This window comes from Kitasatospora sp. NPDC088861 (genome assembly GCF_044750105.1).
Classification (GTDB): Bacteria; Actinomycetota; Actinomycetes; order Streptomycetales; family Streptomycetaceae; genus Kitasatospora.
Genome location: NZ_JBIVJF010000014.1, coordinates 180,902 through 196,390 on the forward strand (window position 1 = coordinate 180,902; position 15,489 = coordinate 196,390).

Genomic DNA, 15,489 nt, shown 5'->3' on the forward strand with positions numbered 1-15,489 from the left:
CTAGCGGGGGTCGAGCCCGTTCGAGAGGAACCACGGCAGCGGGTCGACCGGCCCGCTGCCGGCCGGGCGGATCTCGAAGTGCAGGTGCGGCCCGGTGCTGTTGCCGCTGCTGCCGACGAAGGCGATGACGTCGCCCTGCTTCACCGGCCCCTTGCGGACCTTGTACGCCCGCAGGTGGCAGTACCAGGCCTCGGTGCCGTCGGACATCTTCAGCACCGTCATGTAGCCGTACGACGGGTTCCACTGCGTGCGGATCGTGCCGTCGGTGACGGCCATCACCTCGGAGCCGCCGTCCACCGGGAAGTCGATGCCGGTGTGGCGGTTGGCCCAGTGGGTGCCGGCCTCGCCGAACAGCTCGCCGAGGCCGTGCCGGGCGACCGGCATGACCACCTTGGGCTTGACGGGCTCGGCGCTCGGCTGCGCGTCCGGGGTGCCCTGGGCGTCGGCGGGCTGGGCGCCGGCCAGCGGCTGGCGGGCGTCACCGCGGGAGGCCTGGGCCGGGTCGCCGGCCGCGACCGCCTGCCGGGCGGCCGTCCTGGCGGCTTCGGCGCCGCCGTCGGCCGGGTTGTCCGGGCTCTTCGGGCTGTCCTGGGTGCCCGGGGCGTCGACCGCCGTCCGTGCCGTCCGTCCGGCCGCCTGGGCGTGCTGATCGGCCTCGTCCCGCACGGTGACGGCCGCCGCGGCGGCGACCCCGAGCGCGGCCACCGACGGCAGCGCGACCCGCAGCAGTGCGGTTCTGGTGGCGGCCTTGGCGGCGCCGCGGCGCTGGGCGCGGGACTGCTCGCGGGCGGCGAGGCGCAGCTCCGCACGGGTCGGGCGGGCGGCTGCGTCGGGAGCCATCGGGGGCTGCCTCCTCGGTGGGCCTGGGGCGCGTCGTCGGGCAGGGGAGCGGCGGGGAAAGCGACAGGGAGAAGCGGTACCGGGGAAGCGGTACCGGGGAAGCGGGGAGAAAACAGCCGAGACTGTATCCGCAAGGCCGACGCCCCGGAAAAACCTCCGGTTGTCAAGAGGTCGGCCGGGGGTCTGTGCGGTGGACGGGTGGACGGGCATACCCACTGGTAGCAAGGCCGGGGGCTGTGACTTTGCCCTCCTCTTGGGAGGTGGCGCGGCCAACCGGGCCGGGTGGCGCTAACCTCCCCTCAGGTTGGTTATCGACCGTTAACCGCACCCGTGGCCCGCGAGGTCCGGTCGGATGGTGGACGACGAGGTCCAGGAGGCAGTCATGAGTGTGTCGGGGCCGATCCGTGTGGTGGTCGCCAAGCCGGGGCTCGACGGTCACGACCGTGGCGCCAAGGTCATTGCGCGTGCCCTGCGCGACGCCGGTATGGAGGTCATCTACACCGGGTTGCACCAGACGCCCGAGCAGGTCGTCGACACCGCGATCCAGGAGGACGCGGACGGCATCGGGCTGTCGATCCTCTCCGGTGCCCACATGACGCTGTGCGCACGGGTGCTGGAGCTGTTGAAGGAGCGCGACGCGGCTGACATCAAGGTCTTCTGCGGCGGGATCATCCCGGACGACGACATCGCCGAGCTCAAGGCGATGGGCGTCGCGGACATCTTCACCCCGGGCACGTCCACCCGGGACGTCGTGGCCTGGGTCGCGGCCAACCTACGGGCGGCCGGCTGAGGTTGACGGTGCGGGACGGGCCGGCCCCAGGCTTCGGCGGGGCCGGCCCGTCCTGTCGTCCTGTCGTTCTGCCGCTTCGGGAGCGGGCGCCGGACACTCGCTAGGCATCAGGCATCAGGCATCAGGCATCAGGCGTCAGGCGTCAGGTGTCGAGTTCGGCGAGCATCGCGGCCCGGAAGCGCAGCGTCCCGGCCAGCCGGGCGAAGGTCTCCGACCAGGCGGAGTCGGGCGCGGCCCCGGCGGCCAGCTCCTCCACGGCGGACGCCGTCTCCGGGGCGAGCGCGCGTTCCGTCATCCCGAGCACCCCGCTGTGGCTCCACGGGTACGCGCCGGAGCCGGCGGCGCGGGCCAGGGCCGTCACCACGGCGGTGGACAGCGGCGGCGTCCACGGCGTGCCGCAGGCGCCGAGCAGCTGGAAGGCCTCGCCCAGGCCGTGCACCTCGATGAACGCGGCCGTCCAGGCGGCCCGCTCCTCGGGCGGGAGGACGGCCAGCAGCTTGGCGGGGGCGCCGGTGACACGGGGCGCGCGGGCCCGTCCGGCGCCGCGGGCGGGCGGTGCGGGTGCCGGGCCGAGCAGCGCCCGGGCCCAGTCGGCGTCGTGCTGGCGGACGGCGGCGCGCGCCCAGGCCTCGCGCAGGTCGTCGGCCCAGCTGCTGCTGGTCTCGTCGATGCTGTCGCCGACCCGCAGGGCGAGCAGCTGCTCGGGTGTCAGGCCGGTGCTCTCGGGCCAGAGCCGAAGCGGTGCGGCGGCGATCACCTCGCCGAACCACCAGGCCCGTTCGCCGCGCCCGGTGGGGGACTTGAGCGGTATGCCGTCGCGCTGCATGGCCGCGTCGCACTCGGCGGGCGGGGTGACCAGCAGGTGCGTCCCGGTCGCGGCGAGACGGACGGCGGCCCCCGCCCGCTCGGCCATCCGCCGGGCGAGGGCCGAGCCCGGCAGGGTGGAGAGCAGTTCGGCGGCGGTGGCGCGGACGTTCTTGCTGCGGTCGCCGAGGGCGGCCTCCAGGAAGGGCTCGTCGGCGGCGGAGAGGCCGTCCTGGAGGGAGTCCAGGAAGAGCAGGCGGTCCTCGGCGCGCTCGGTGGACCAGGTGCCGCTCAGCAGCTCCAGGCCGGCGGCCGGATCGCGGCGGCGCAGCAGGGTGAGGTGGGTGACCCGCTCGGCGAACAGGCCCTCGTGCCACAGCTGGTGGTCGACGGGGCCGCCGGGCTGCTCGGCCGGATCGGGGGCGGCGGTGCGCAGCACGAAGCGCCAGTCGGGGTTCTGTTCGGCCAGCCAGCGGCCCAGCGGTCCGGCCAGCGCGACGGCGTCGGAGCGCAGTTCGCTGCGGGCGCGGGCGGCGTCGAGCAGGCCGGGTATCAGTGCGCCGGGCGGGCGCAGGCCCCGGGTGCGGGCGGTGGCGAGCCACTGCGGGAGCAGTTCGGCGAGGTTGGCCAGGGTGGCGCCGCCGCTGCCGCCGGACCGGCCGGCCAGCAGGACGGCGAGCCGGCGGGCGGCCGCCGCGGGCAGCTCGGGGCGCCCGTCCTCGGGGGCGGGCGGGCCGGGCGGTCCGGCGGCCGGGACGGGCAGGGCGCCGGCCCGGCGGCGGACGGTGGCGAGGGCGGCCAGCTCCAGCAGCGCGGTGGCCGGGTCGGCCTGGTCGACGGTGTCGGCGAGCGGCAGGGTGGTGGCCGGGAGCGGGCGGCGGTCGGTGCCGAGCAGGGCGGTGGTGTGCAGGGTCTCCCACGGGTCCTGGGTGATCGTCATCTTCGATGCTCCTGAGGTGTGCTGGACGCTAGACGGTGGTGAGGCCGATCGGGCGGTCGTGGCCGGCCCAGGCCGTGACCGGGGCGAAGCCCTGGTGGCCGTACTCGCCGAAGACCGTCAGCGGGCGGCCGGTGGAGACCGCGGCCAGCCGCCACAGGGCCGCCTCCGGGAGGGCCGAGGTGCGGACGGGCAGGGTGTGATGGCCGTCCGTCAGGTACCAGCCGTCCGGGGTGCGGATGGGCACGGCGCCGGCGAGGACGGTCGGCCAGCTGTCCAGCCACGGGTCGTCGGCGACGGCGGTGCCGTAGCCGGCCACCGCCTCGGCGACGGTGAGGCCGTCGGGCGGGCCGGCCGGGCCGGGCCCGGGGGCGCCGTAGCGGGTGCCGAGGGCGGCGCGCAGCGGGCGGGCGCCGGGGTGGAAGGCCAGGTCGGCCTCCAGCAGGTGGCCGGTGGGCAGGGCGAGGTCGGGGGCCTGGCCGGGGCGGCCGAAGGCGAGCAGCAGGGCGGGGCGGCCGGTCTTGGCGCCGCGCAGCCAGACCCGGCGGGTGGTGAGCCGCTCGTCGGCGGAGTCGCGGCTGCCGAGCACCTGCCAGCGGTCGCGCACGGTGGGGCCGGCCAGGATCTCGGCGGTGTCGGTGGGGTAGCCGACCCGGGTGCGGACGGTGGCGGCCAGTTCGGTCGGCAGCTCGTCGACGCGGGTGGCGGCGGTGGCGAGCAGGTGCAGCATCGCGTACTCCTCCAGGAGCCGGTCCTGCGGGGCGGCGTCGAGTTCGCGGACCCGGGTGGCCAGGCCGGGGGCCTGGGCGTCGACCATCCGGGCGGCGACCTCCTCCCAGGGCCCGGCGGTGGACTGGTCGGCCAGGCCGTGCCGGATCCGGTCGGCCAGGCGCAGCCGCAGCTCGGCCGCGCCGGCCGCCACCCGGGCGCCGCGCCGCTCGGCCCGGCGGCGGGCGGCGGCCGGGTCGGCCGGGGGCGCGGCGCGCTTCTCGGCGCGCTCCTCGCGGGACGTGAGCCAGTCGGCCGCCCACGCGGCGGGTTCGGCGGCGGGGACGGTCTCCGGGGCGCCGCTCCACAGCAGGAGGAGCCCGAGCGCGTGCTTGCACGGGAACTTCCGGCTGGGGCAGCTGCACTGGTAGGCGGGCGTGGCGAGTTCGATCACGGTGCGGTACGGCGTGCTGCCGCTGCCCTTGCACTCGCCCCAGAGCGCGGTGCCGTCGGTGCCCGCCCCGGACCAGGGCGCGGGCGAGGAGAGCTTGCCGGCCGCCTTCTGCGACGCGGCGTCAGGTGCCAGGGACAGGACGTGTTCGGTGCTCCAGCGTTCCTCCATGCGACCGACGGTAGGCGGTGCCACTGACATCGGCTGACTGCCCGTCGGGAGCGCCCCGGGGTTTGTCAGTGCCGGGGTGCAGGGTGGTTCCCACAGGCCGGGACGCCGGCCCCAGCTCCCCCCGATCACCCTGCCGCCGGGGCACCCGTGTGCCCGGCGGCCGACCCGAAGGAGCCCCCGTGACCGACGTTCTGCGGCAGCATGCCGAGGACGCCTTCGCCGGTGAACTGGCCGCGCTGGCCGCGCAGGACGACCGTCCGCGCCCGGAGCGCTGGAAGCTCTCGCCGTGGGCCGTGGCGACGTACCTGCTCGGCGGCGAACTGCCCGACGGCACCCCGATCACCCCCAAGTACATCGGCCCGCGCCGGGTGGTGGAGGTCGCCGTCACGACCCTGGCGACGGACCGCGCGCTGCTGCTGCTCGGCGTGCCCGGCACCGCGAAGACCTGGGTGTCCGAGCACCTGGCCGCCGCGATCAGCGGCGACTCCACCCTGCTGGTGCAGGGCACCGCCGGCACCCCGGAGGAGGCCGTCCGATACGGCTGGAACTACGCCCGGCTGCTCACCGACGGCCCGAGCCGGGACGCCCTGGTGCCCTCGCCGCTGATGCGGGCGATGGCGGACGGCAAGCTCGCCCGGGTCGAGGAGCTGACCCGGATCCCGGCCGACGTGCAGGACAGCCTGATCACCATCCTGTCCGAGAAGACGCTGCCGGTGCCGGAGTTGGGCGGCGAGACGCAGGCGGTGCGCGGCTTCAACGTGATCGCCACCGCGAACGACCGCGACCGCGGCGTCAACGAGCTGTCCAGCGCGCTGCGCCGGCGGTTCAACACCGTCGTGCTGCCGCTGCCGGGCTCGCTGGAGGAGGAGGTCGACATCGTCACCCGCCGGGTGAACCAGCTCGGCCGCTCCCTGGAACTGCCCGAACTGCCCGGCGGCGCCGAGGAGATCAGGCGGGTGGTCACCGTGTTCCGCGAGCTGCGGGCCGGGATCACGACGGACGGGCGGACGAAGGTCAAGAGCCCGAGCGGCACCCTCTCCACGGCGGAGGCGATCTCGGTGGTGGCCAACGGCCTCGCCCTGGCCACTCACTTCGGGGACGGCGTGCTGCGCGCCGGGGACGTGACGGCCGGCATCCTCGGTGCCGTCGTCCGGGACCCGGTGGCGGACCACGCGGTGTGGCGCGAGTACGTCGAAGGGGTGGTGCGCGAGCGCGACGGTTGGAAGGACTTCTACCGGGCCGCCCGCGAGGAGGTGCGATGACCGAGGACGTCGCGCTGCTCGGCATCCGGCACCACGGCCCGGGCTCGGCCCGGGCGGTGGCCGCCGCGCTGGAGCGCTGGCGGCCGGACGCGGTGCTGATCGAGGGCCCGCCGGAGGCCGACGGCATCGTCCACCTCGCGGCCGGGAACGGCCTGGTGCCGCCGGTCGCGCTGCTGGCCCACGCGGTGGACGACCCGGCGAGGGCCGCGTTCTGGCCGTACGCCGAGTTCTCCCCGGAGTGGGTGGCGATCCGCTACGGCGTCGAGCGGGAGCTGCCGGTCCGCTTCATCGACCTGCCCGCCGGGTACGGTCTCGGCCCCGCCCCGGAGGCCGGGGAGCCGGGGGAGCCCGCCGGGCCGGTCGCCGACCCGCTGGCGCTGCTCGCCGAGGCGGCCGGGTACGACGACCCGGAGCGCTGGTGGGAGGACGTGGTCGAGCACCGCGCGCCCGCCGCGCCCGGTACGGACGGCGGCGGGGACGACCCGGACGGACTGGCGCCGTTCGCCGCCGTGGCGGAGGCGATGGCGGTGCTGCGCGCGGAGGGCCTCGGCGAGTCCCGGCGGGACGACCTGCGCGAGGCGTACATGCGCCAGCAGATCCGGGCCGCCCGCCGCGCCGGGCACCGCCGGATCGCCGTGGTGTGCGGGGCCTTCCACGTGCCCGCGCTGGCGGTGCTGCCGACGGTCGCGCACGACCGGGCGCTGCTCGCCGGACTGCCGCGGAAGGTGAGGACGGACATCACCTGGGTGCCGTGGACGCACCGCCGGCTCTCCCAGGCCACCGGCTACGGCGCGGGCGTGCGGTCGCCGGGCTGGTACCACCACCTGTTCAGCACCGAGGGCGATCCGGTGCCGCGCTGGCTCACCCGGGCCGCCGAACTGCTGCGCGCCGAGGACCACCCGGTCTCCTCCGCCCACGTCATCGAGGCGGTCCGGCTCGCCCGCACGCTGGCGGTGCTGCGCGGCCGCCCGCTGGCCGGGCTGACCGAGACCCTGGACGCCGTCCGCGCGGTGCTCTGCGAGGGTTCGGACGTCGCCCTGGAACTCGTCCGGGACCGCCTGGTGGTCGGCGACGCGCTCGGCGAAGTCCCGGACGCGGCACCGGCGGTGCCGCTCCAGCGGGACCTCACCCGCTGGCAGCGCACGCTGCGGCTCAAGCCCGAGGCCGCGCCGAAGGACCTCGACCTCGACCTGCGCAAGGACACCGACGCGGCCCGCTCGCGGCTGCTGCACCGGCTGCGGCTGCTGGGCGTCGACTGGGGCGTGCCGGCCCGCTCGGCGGTCAACTCGACCGGGACGTTCCGGGAGAGCTGGCGGCTGTGCTGGCAGCCCGAGTTCGCGGTCCGGATCGCCGAGGCCGCCCAGTGGGGCACCACGGTGGAGGAGGCGGCGACCGGCAAGGCCGTCGGCAGCGCCCGCGCCGCCGTCGAACTCGCCGAGCTGACCGGGCTGGTGGAGACCTGCCTGCTGGCCGGGCTGGCCGGCGCGCTGCCCGCCGTGATGCGGGTGCTCGCCGACTGCGCTGCCCTGGACACCGACGTCGCGCACCTGGCCGGGGCGCTGCCCGCGCTGGTCCGGGCGCTGCGCTACGGCGATGTGCGCGGCACCGACCACGGCGCGCTCGGCGAGGTCGCCACCGGCCTGGCCGACCGGATCTGCGTCGGGCTGCCGCCCGCCTGCGTCGGGTTGGACGCCGAGGGGGCGGCGGCGATGCGCGGCCGGCTCGACGAGGTGCACGGCGCGATCGGCCTGCTCGGCCCGGCCGCTCGTCCGGAGCCGGAAGGCCCGGAAGGCCCGGACGCCCCGGACGAATCAGCGGGCCCGGGCACCCCGGCAGCCTCCCCGGGCCCGGACGGTTCCGAGGGCCTGGCCGACCGCTGGGCCGCCGCCCTGCGTTCGCTGGCCCGCCGCGAGCCGGCCGGCGGCCCGGCCACCGGAGCCCCCGGCCTGCTGCGCGGGCGCGCCGTCCGGCTGCTGCTGGACGACGGCCGGCTCGACTCCGAGGAGGCCGCCGGCCGGCTGCGGCTGGTCCTGTCCACCGCCAACGCCCCGGCGGACGCGGCCGGCTGGATCGAGGGCTTCCTCACCGGCGGCGGCGCCCTGCTGCTGCACGACCCGCGCCTGCTCGCCCTGCTCGACGAGTGGCTGACCGGCGTGCCCGGCGAGGTCTTCACCGACGTCCTGCCGCTGCTGCGTCGCACCTTCGCCGGGCTGGAGGCGGGCGTCCGCAGCACCATCGGCGGCCGGGTCGCGGCCGGCCCGCTCGGCGAGGCCCCGGCGGCCCGGACCCCGGGCGGCACCCTCGACCGGGCCCGGGCCGACGCCGCCGTCCCGGTGGTGGCCCTGCTGCTCGGCGCCCGCCCCCGGATCCCCCGGCAGGCCGCCGGCCGCAACACCTGACACCCGTGAAGGAGGACCTGATGGCGACCACGACCGACGAACGGCTGCGCCGCTGGCGGCTGGTGCTCGGCGGCGAGGCCGACGGCACCGGCTGCGCCCTGCGCGGCCGGGACGCCGCGATGGACGGCGCCCTGGCCGCGCTCTACCGCGGCGCGCCCGAGGAGGGCGGCCGGGCGGCCCGCGGCGGCCGGCGCGGCGCCGGGCTGGGCGGCTCGGCCCCGCAGGTGGCGCGCTGGCTGGGCGACATCCGCGAGTACTTCCCGTCCACCGTCGTCCAGCTGATGCAGCAGGACGCGATCGCCCGGCTCGGTCTGGAGCGGCTGCTGCTGGAGCCCGAGATGCTGGAGGCCGTCGAACCGGACGTGCACCTGGTCGGCACCCTGCTGTCGCTCAAGCACGCGCTGCCCGAGACCACCCGGGAGACCGCCCGGGCCGTGGTCGGCAAGGTGGTCGCCGATCTGGAACGCCGGCTCGCCGACCGCACCAGGGCCACCCTGGGCGGCGCCCTCGACCGCAGCGCCAAGGTCAACCGGCCCCGCCACCGCGACATCGACTGGGACCGCACCATCCGGGCCAACCTGAAGAACTACCTGCCCGAGCACGGCACCGTCGTGCCCGAGCGGCTGGTCGGCTACGCCCGCGCCCAGCGCGCGGTGAAGAAGGACGTCATCCTCTGCATCGACCAGTCCGGCTCGATGGCCCCGTCGGTGGTGCACTCGGCGGTGTTCGGCGCGGTGCTCGCCTCGATGCGCACGCTGGACACCCGGCTGGTCGTCTTCGACACCTCGGTGGTCGACCTCACCGAACAGCTCACCGACCCGGTCGACGTCCTGTTCGCCACCCAGCTCGGCGGCGGCACCGACATCAACCGCGCGCTCGCCTACTGCCAGTCGAGGATCACCCGGCCGTCCGAGACCGTGGTCGTGCTGATCAGCGACCTCTACGAGGGCGGCATCCGGGACGGCATGCTCAAGCGCGTCGCCGCGATGAAGGCGGCCGGCGTCCAGTTCATCGCCCTGCTGGCGCTCTCCGACGAAGGTGCGCCCGCCTACGACCACGCCCACGCCGCCGCCCTGGCCGCCCTGGGGGCCCCGGCCTTCGCCTGCACCCCGGACGCCTTTCCGGAGATCATGGCCGCGGCGATCGAGAAGCGCCCGCTGCCGGTGCCTGACCAGGGAGTGTGAGGATTCACCCGGACGTGCGAACCGGCCGACCGGCGGACGGGGGGTGCGCCGACCGCCCCCGTAGGCTGTCTGTGACGGTTCTCACCACGGACGGGCAGGCCCCGGGCGAAACAGTCCCGTCGTACGGGGATAACCTGCCAGACGGACGTGACGCGCGTGTTGATTGACGTGTGCGCCCGTGGCTGTGTGGGCCGCAAGGCCGTACCTCTGCGTACCCGCACCGCCCCGACGACCCGCAGCGAAGATCCTGCCGTGGCACGCTCGTAGAGACACAATCCGCGACCACGAACAAGGACAAACACGTGGACCTGTTCGAGTACCAGGCGAGGGACCTCTTCGCCAAGCACGGTGTGCCCGTGCTTGACGGTGATGTGATCGAGACCGCCGCAGACGCTGCCGCCATCGCGGAGCGCTTCGGCGGCCGCGCCGTCGTCAAGGCTCAGGTGAAGGTGGGTGGCCGAGGCAAGGCCGGTGGCGTGAAGCTCGCCTCCGACCCGGCTGACGCCGTCGCCAAGGCCGAGGCGATCCTCGGCATGGACATCAAGGGCCACACCGTCCACAAGGTGATGCTGGCCCAGACCGCGGACATCAAGGACGAGTACTACGTCTCGTTCCTGCTGGACCGCACCAACCGCACCTTCCTGGCGATGGCCAGCGTCGAGGGCGGCGTGGAGATCGAGGTCGTCGCCGAGGAGAACCCCGACGCGCTCGCCAAGATCCCGGTCGACGCCAACGAGGGCTGCACCCCGGAGAAGGCCGCCGAGATCGTCGCCGCGGCGAAGTTCCCGGCCGAGATCGCCGACCAGGTCGCCGACGTCCTGCAGAAGCTGTGGAAGGTCTTCATCGCCGAGGACGCCCTCCTCGTCGAGGTCAACCCGCTGATCAAGTCCGGCGAGGGCAAGATCATCGCGCTTGACGGCAAGGTCTCGCTGGACGAGAACGCCGAGTTCCGCCAGCCCGAGCACGAGGCCCTGGAGGACAAGGCCGCGGCCAACCCGCTGGAGGCCGCCGCCAAGGCCAAGGGCCTGAACTACGTCAAGCTCGACGGCCAGGTCGGCATCATCGGCAACGGCGCGGGCCTCGTGATGAGCACCCTCGACGTGGTCGCCTACGCCGGTGAGAACCACGGCGGCGTCAAGCCCGCCAACTTCCTCGACATCGGCGGCGGCGCCTCCGCCGAGGTCATGGCGAACGGCCTGGAGATCATCCTGGGCGACCCCGACGTCAAGTCGGTGTTCGTCAACGTCTTCGGCGGCATCACCGCCTGCGACGCGGTCGCCAACGGCATCGTGCAGGCCCTGGAGCTCCTGAAGAGCAAGGGCGAGAACGTCACCAAGCCGCTGGTCGTCCGTCTGGACGGCAACAACGCGGAGCTGGGTCGCAAGATCCTCGACGACGCCAACCACCCGCTGGTCCAGCGCGTGGACACCATGGACGGCGCCGCTGACCGCGCCGCCGAGCTGGCCAACAAGTAAGGAAGGGGACTTTCACACCATGGCTATCTTCCTTACCAAGGACAGCAAGGTCATCGTCCAGGGCATGACCGGCTCCGAGGGCATGAAGCACACCCGCCGCATGCTCGCCTCCGGCACCCAGATCGTCGGCGGTGTCAACCCGCGCAAGGCCGGCACCACGGTCGACGTCGACGGCACCGAGGTGCCCGTCTTCGGCGGCGTCGCCGAGGCCATGGAGAAGACCGGTGCCGATGTCACCGTCATCTTCGTGCCGCCGAAGTTCACCAAGGACGCGGTCGTCGAGGCCATCGACGCCGAGATCGGCCTGGCCGTCGTCATCACCGAGGGCGTCCCGGTGCACGACACCGCCGCCTTCTGGGCGTACGCCGGTTCGAAGGGCAACAAGACCCGGATCATCGGCCCGAACTGCCCCGGCCTGATCAGCCCCGGACAGTCGAACGCCGGCATCATCCCGGCCGACATCACCACCTCCGGCAAGATCGGCCTGGTCTCGAAGTCCGGCACCCTGACCTACCAGCTCATGTACGAGCTGCGGGACATCGGCTTCTCCTCGGCCGTGGGCATCGGCGGTGACCCGGTCATCGGCACCACCCACATCGACGCCCTCAAGGCGTTCCAGGAGGACCCGGAGACCGAGCTCATCGTCATGATCGGTGAGATCGGTGGCGACGCCGAGGAGCGTGCCGCGGCCTACATCGCCGAGCACGTCACCAAGCCGGTCGTCGGCTACGTCGCGGGCTTCACCGCCCCCGAGGGCAAGACCATGGGCCACGCCGGCGCCATCGTCTCCGGCTCCTCGGGCACCGCCCAGGCGAAGAAGGAGGCCCTCGAGGCCGCCGGTGTCAAGGTCGGCAAGACGCCGTCCGAGACCGCCCGCCTGGCGCGCGAGATCATCGCCGGCTGACGTCGGTCGACCGCGCAGCGAGCGCCCCTGCCCTTCACGGGCAGGGGCGCTCGCGCGTCCGCGGACGCCGTCAGTACGGCGTGGGCCCGGTCGTGCACGGCAGCGGTGACCACAGCGGGCAGACCTCCGGACCCTGCGGCGGCGGGGCGCCCGCCCCCCGGGCGACCGCCGGCAGCTCCCACCGCGCGGCGGCCTGCGGCGCCGACTCCATCACGACCGCCTCCACCCCCGGCGTCGGGCTGCACCACAGGCTGCGGACGACGTTCGGCGGCCCGCCCGGCAGCGCCGGCACACCCGGCTCGCCCGGGCCCGCCGCCGACAGGCACATCGCCGGCTCCGGCGGCTCCGGGGACCGGAACAGCGTCACCGGCCGGATCCCCACCAGCGTCGCCAGCGCCGCCCCGCCCACCGCCGCCGTCAGCAGCGCCGCCGCCCCCGTCCGGCTCGCGGTCCACAGGCGGTGCCGGGCCCGCAGCACCGGCACCGGGGGCCGGTGCGGTTCCGGGCAGCCCCGGACCGCCGCCCGGTGCAGCAGCCCGCTCAGGCCGTCCGCGAACCCCGGCGCCGCCGGATCCGGCCCCAGCAGTTCCGGTACCCACCGGGCCAGTGCCGCCCGGGCCGCCCACACCCGCCCCTCGGCCGCCGCCAGCGTCGACTCCACCTCCACCGCGACCGCCGCCGCCGGCAGGCCCAGCCCGTCGTGCAGCACCAGCGCCCGGCGCTGCGGCCGGGACAGCCGCCGCAGTGCCTTCAGCAGCGCCCGGTCCCGGTCGGTCAGCCGGTCGTGATCGGGCAGCACCGCCTGCGACTCGTCCGCCGGCCGCACCCGGATCCGCCGGTGCGGCAGCTTCCAGGCGTGCATCCGCCGGGGCCCGCCCCGGTGCCACGGGGACAGTGCCAGCTCGCACGCCCGTACCCGCACCCACCCTTCCGGATCCCCCGTCGCGGCCACCTCCGCCCAGCCCCGGCGCGCCGCCCCGAACGCCAGCCGGACGCAGTGCGCCGCCCGGTGCCGGCAGGCGGTCAGCAGGAACACCTGCTGCACCAGCCGGGTGTGCGCCTGCTCGTACAACTCCTCGAAGCTCTTGGCCGGCCCGGCCCGCTCGCCGTCGGCCGGCGTGGCCACGTGGGCGGGCCGCCCGGGGTCGGCGGCCGGGCCGTCGGGTCGGTCCTGCGCCGCGGGCGGGGTGTCGCGGGTGCCAGGCGGTGTCGTGGTGACGGCGGGTGTGCTGATGCTCCCTCCCGGGGCGTTCGGGGCGGTCTGGGCGTGGGCGTGGGCGGTGGCGTGGGCGGCCTGGCCGGGGTGCGCGAGGGCGGGCCCGGCGTGCTCTCCTCCGGTGCCGAGGACGGGCGGGCGCTGCGGCGCGGGGTCGGGGGTACGGGGGTCGGCGGGAGGGCCCGTCTGGGCGTCGCCCGGTGCGTCGGGGCCGGGCGGTGCGTCGGGGCCGGGCGGTGCGGGGTCGGGCGGTGCGGGGTCGGGGCTCTTCGGGCGGGCGGTGGTGAGGGCGACGGCCTCGGCCTCGGTGGCCGCGCCGAGTTTGCGCATGGCCCGCTGGACGTAGCTGCGGGCGGTGGCCGGGGTGACGCCGAGGGCGGCGGCCGACTGCTGGAGGTCGCGGCCGGCGGCGAGGTGGGCGAGCACCTGGGCCTCACGGGGTGTCAGTTTCCGTAGGAGGCGGGCCGCGTCCTGGTCGGGGTGGGTGGTCCGGGGCTTGCGGGCGCGGTTCCCGGGGGTGGGGGAGTCGGCGCCGGCGGGGTGTTCGGCGGTGGGTGGCGTGGTCATCAGACGCTCCGGGCCGGTCCGCCGGCGGCTTGGGGATCGGGTCTGAAAATGCGCATAAGCCAATAATCTGGGACACGGCGGCGGTTTGCCGCTTCACGAGGCATGGCGAGTCGCCTTGGCACCATGAGGCGCATGACGCAGCTGATGGGCCGTCCGATCCTGGAACTGCCGGGCGAACTGGGCGGACGCCCGTTGCCGGCCGACCTGTTGGCGGGGGTGCGGACGGCGCTGGTCGGCCTGGCGGTTGTCGGGGTGCCGGTGCTCGGGCTCTGGGTGGCGACGCCGTACGCGGACAACGGGGCGACCGGCGCCACCCGGTTGGCGGGGGCGTTGTGGCTGCTCGGGCACGGCGCGCCGGTGCTGCGGGGGGACGCGGGCGCGCCGCTGACCGTCACCCCGCTGCTGCTGGGCGTGCTGGCGGTGGCTCAGCTGTACCGGGCCGCCGCCGGGGTGGCGTCGCGGCGCGGGCCCCGGCCGCGCTGGGGCGGCCCGGTTGCGGTCTGGGCGGGCTACTGCGCGGTCGCGGTGGCGGTGGTGCTGCACTGCACGGGCGCCGGGCTGTTCCGGGCCAGGGTGCTGCCGGACGTGCTGGTGGTGGGGTTGCTGGCCGGGCTGGCGACGGCGGCGGGCGCGCGTTCGGCCCGGGCCGCCGGCCCCGCCGCCCCGCCCCGCCGCCCGGCGTGGCAGCTGCTGGACCGGCTGCCCGCGCCGCTCCGACCGGTCGGCGGCGCGGCGGCGGTGCGCGGCTCGGTGCTGGCGGCCGGGGCGGGCCTGGTGGCGGCGGGCGGGGTGCTGGTGGCGGTGGCGGCGGCGCTGGACGCGGCGTCCGGGGGCGGGCACGGGATGGCGGTGCTCGGGCGCGGACCGGCGGCCCTGGTCGGGCTGCTGCTGCTCGGGGTGGTGCTGCTGCCGAACGCGGTGCTCTGGGGGACGGCGTACGCCCTGGGCCCGGGGTTCGCGGTGGGTTCCGGGACGGTGGTGGCGCCGGGCGGCACCGTGCTGGGCCCCGTCCCGGAGTTCCCGATGTTCGCCCTGCTGCCGGCGGAGGGCCCGGGCGGCTGGCGGCTGGCGGCACTGCTGCTGCCGGTGCTGGCGGGGGTGGTGCCGGCGGTGCTGCTGGGCCGGGCGGCGGCCGGCCCGCGCGCGGCGGCCGGGGCCGACGACAGCGACGGCGTCGACGACGGTGACGGGGGCGGCGACGGACCGTGGCCGCTCGCGGCGACGGTGGTGGCGGTGCTGGCGGCGGCGCTGCTGACGGGCGTCGCGGTGGCGGCGGCGGGCTGGCTGTCGGGTGGCGCGCTGGCGGGCGGCCGGATGGCCCGGCTGGGACCGGCACCCTGGTGGACGGGACCGGCGGCGGCGGGCTGGTTCGCGCTGGTGGCCGTGCCGGGCGCGCTGCTGGTCCGCCATCGGGCGCTGTGCCCCGCAACGGTCCCGGAGGCCGACGAAGAGGTCGACAGAGAGGTCGAGGGGCAGACCGCCGAGAAACTCGACGCGGACGCCGACGAGGAGGTCCCGCCCGCAGCCCGCGCCCGGTCCGCCGAGCGGCTGCGCCGGGGGGTGCTGCTGCTGCGGGCCCGCGGGTACGCCGCGGTGCTGCGCCTGGGCGGGCGGGCCCCCGGGAGCGACTAGGCCCTGTCCGTCCTGGGCCTTGTCCGGCATGACCGGCCGGACAGGACCTAGCCCCAATGCCGGTGACTTTGTGGTCGGTGTCTCGTTGGTTGTGGTGTGGCGAGGGTGGGGCAGGTCAAGGCGCCTGCGAGTGAGCGGATATCGGACCG

General features: G+C 76.0%; 11 protein-coding genes. 7 read left to right on the forward strand and 4 right to left on the reverse strand.

Annotation, left to right across the window (positions count from 1 at the left end; all coding sequences use genetic code 11):
• A complete protein-coding gene (locus ACIP37_RS23695) occupies positions 1 to 840 on the reverse strand; it encodes a peptidoglycan DD-metalloendopeptidase family protein (RefSeq protein WP_363625918.1) in 840 nt (279 codons plus the stop codon).
• Positions 841 to 1,222: 382 nt separating this feature from the next.
• Here ACIP37_RS23695 and ACIP37_RS23700 point away from each other — a divergent pair, with 382 nt between their 5' ends.
• A complete protein-coding gene (locus ACIP37_RS23700) occupies positions 1,223 to 1,630 on the forward strand; it encodes a cobalamin B12-binding domain-containing protein (protein ID WP_063351339.1) in 408 nt (135 codons plus the stop codon).
• 142 nt (positions 1,631 to 1,772) lie between these two features.
• Here the strand turns inward: ACIP37_RS23700 and ACIP37_RS23705 are convergent, their stop codons facing one another.
• Both ACIP37_RS23705 and ACIP37_RS23710 read right to left on the reverse strand, forming a co-directional pair.
• A complete protein-coding gene (locus ACIP37_RS23705; RefSeq protein ID WP_400809136.1) occupies positions 1,773 to 3,374 on the reverse strand; it encodes a DUF5691 domain-containing protein in 1,602 nt (533 codons plus the stop codon).
• 28 nt (positions 3,375 to 3,402) lie between these two features.
• Complete coding sequence (locus ACIP37_RS23710; RefSeq protein ID WP_400809138.1) at positions 3,403 to 4,701, reverse strand: SWIM zinc finger family protein; 1,299 nt, start codon at positions 4,699 to 4,701, stop codon at positions 3,403 to 3,405.
• Positions 4,702 to 4,850: 149 nt separating this feature from the next.
• On the opposite strand from ACIP37_RS23710, the gene ACIP37_RS23715 reads away from it, so the two are divergent.
• From ACIP37_RS23715 to sucD, 5 genes are all read left to right on the forward strand, one after another.
• Complete coding sequence (locus tag ACIP37_RS23715) at positions 4,851 to 5,963, forward strand: AAA family ATPase (RefSeq protein ID WP_400809141.1); 1,113 nt, start codon at positions 4,851 to 4,853, stop codon at positions 5,961 to 5,963.
• Positions 5,960 to 8,362: a DUF5682 family protein gene (locus ACIP37_RS23720; RefSeq protein ID WP_400809144.1), complete on the forward strand. Its 2,403-nt coding sequence runs from the start codon at positions 5,960 to 5,962 to the stop codon at positions 8,360 to 8,362. The genes ACIP37_RS23715 and ACIP37_RS23720 overlap by 4 nt, the downstream gene beginning before the upstream one ends.
• A 20-nt stretch (positions 8,363 to 8,382) precedes the next feature.
• Positions 8,383 to 9,546 carry a VWA domain-containing protein gene (locus tag ACIP37_RS23725; protein ID WP_363625908.1) on the forward strand — a complete coding sequence of 388 codons (1,164 nt, stop codon included), beginning with the start codon at positions 8,383 to 8,385 and terminating at the stop codon, positions 9,544 to 9,546.
• Between the two features lie 302 nt (positions 9,547 to 9,848).
• On the forward strand, positions 9,849 to 11,021 hold the full coding sequence (gene sucC / locus ACIP37_RS23730) for an ADP-forming succinate--CoA ligase subunit beta (RefSeq protein WP_363625906.1): 1,173 nt from the start codon (positions 9,849 to 9,851) through the stop codon (positions 11,019 to 11,021).
• Positions 11,022 to 11,040: 19 nt separating this feature from the next.
• Positions 11,041 to 11,925, forward strand: coding sequence for a succinate--CoA ligase subunit alpha (gene sucD, locus ACIP37_RS23735; protein WP_063349021.1), 885 nt, complete (start codon positions 11,041 to 11,043; stop codon positions 11,923 to 11,925).
• A gap of 70 nt (positions 11,926 to 11,995) precedes the next feature.
• Here sucD and ACIP37_RS23740 read toward each other — a convergent pair whose 3' ends face one another.
• Positions 11,996 to 13,708 carry a sigma factor-like helix-turn-helix DNA-binding protein gene (locus tag ACIP37_RS23740; RefSeq protein ID WP_400844447.1) on the reverse strand — a complete coding sequence of 571 codons (1,713 nt, stop codon included), beginning with the start codon at positions 13,706 to 13,708 and terminating at the stop codon, positions 11,996 to 11,998.
• Between the two features lie 132 nt (positions 13,709 to 13,840).
• Here ACIP37_RS23740 and ACIP37_RS23745 point away from each other — a divergent pair, with 132 nt between their 5' ends.
• The gene (locus ACIP37_RS23745; RefSeq protein WP_400809152.1) at positions 13,841 to 15,340 is read left to right on the forward strand and encodes a DUF6350 family protein; all 1,500 of its coding nucleotides are present in this window, start codon (positions 13,841 to 13,843) and stop codon (positions 15,338 to 15,340) included.
• Positions 15,341 to 15,489: the final 149 nt, after the last annotated feature.

Coding starts and splice junctions, on each gene's coding strand:
- ACIP37_RS23695 (WP_363625918.1), bottom strand. CDS start 840: ATGGCTCCCGACGCAGCCGCCCGCCCGACCCGTGCGGAGCTGCGCCTC.
- ACIP37_RS23700 (WP_063351339.1), top strand. CDS start 1,223: ATGAGTGTGTCGGGGCCGATCCGTGTGGTGGTCGCCAAGCCGGGGCTC.
- ACIP37_RS23705 (WP_400809136.1), bottom strand. CDS start 3,374: ATGACGATCACCCAGGACCCGTGGGAGACCCTGCACACCACCGCCCTG.
- ACIP37_RS23710 (WP_400809138.1), bottom strand. CDS start 4,701: ATGGAGGAACGCTGGAGCACCGAACACGTCCTGTCCCTGGCACCTGAC.
- ACIP37_RS23720 (WP_400809144.1), top strand. CDS start 5,960: ATGACCGAGGACGTCGCGCTGCTCGGCATCCGGCACCACGGCCCGGGC.
- ACIP37_RS23725 (WP_363625908.1), top strand. CDS start 8,383: ATGGCGACCACGACCGACGAACGGCTGCGCCGCTGGCGGCTGGTGCTC.
- sucD (WP_063349021.1), top strand. CDS start 11,041: ATGGCTATCTTCCTTACCAAGGACAGCAAGGTCATCGTCCAGGGCATG.
- ACIP37_RS23740 (WP_400844447.1), bottom strand. CDS start 13,708: ATGACCACGCCACCCACCGCCGAACACCCCGCCGGCGCCGACTCCCCC.
- ACIP37_RS23745 (WP_400809152.1), top strand. CDS start 13,841: ATGACGCAGCTGATGGGCCGTCCGATCCTGGAACTGCCGGGCGAACTG.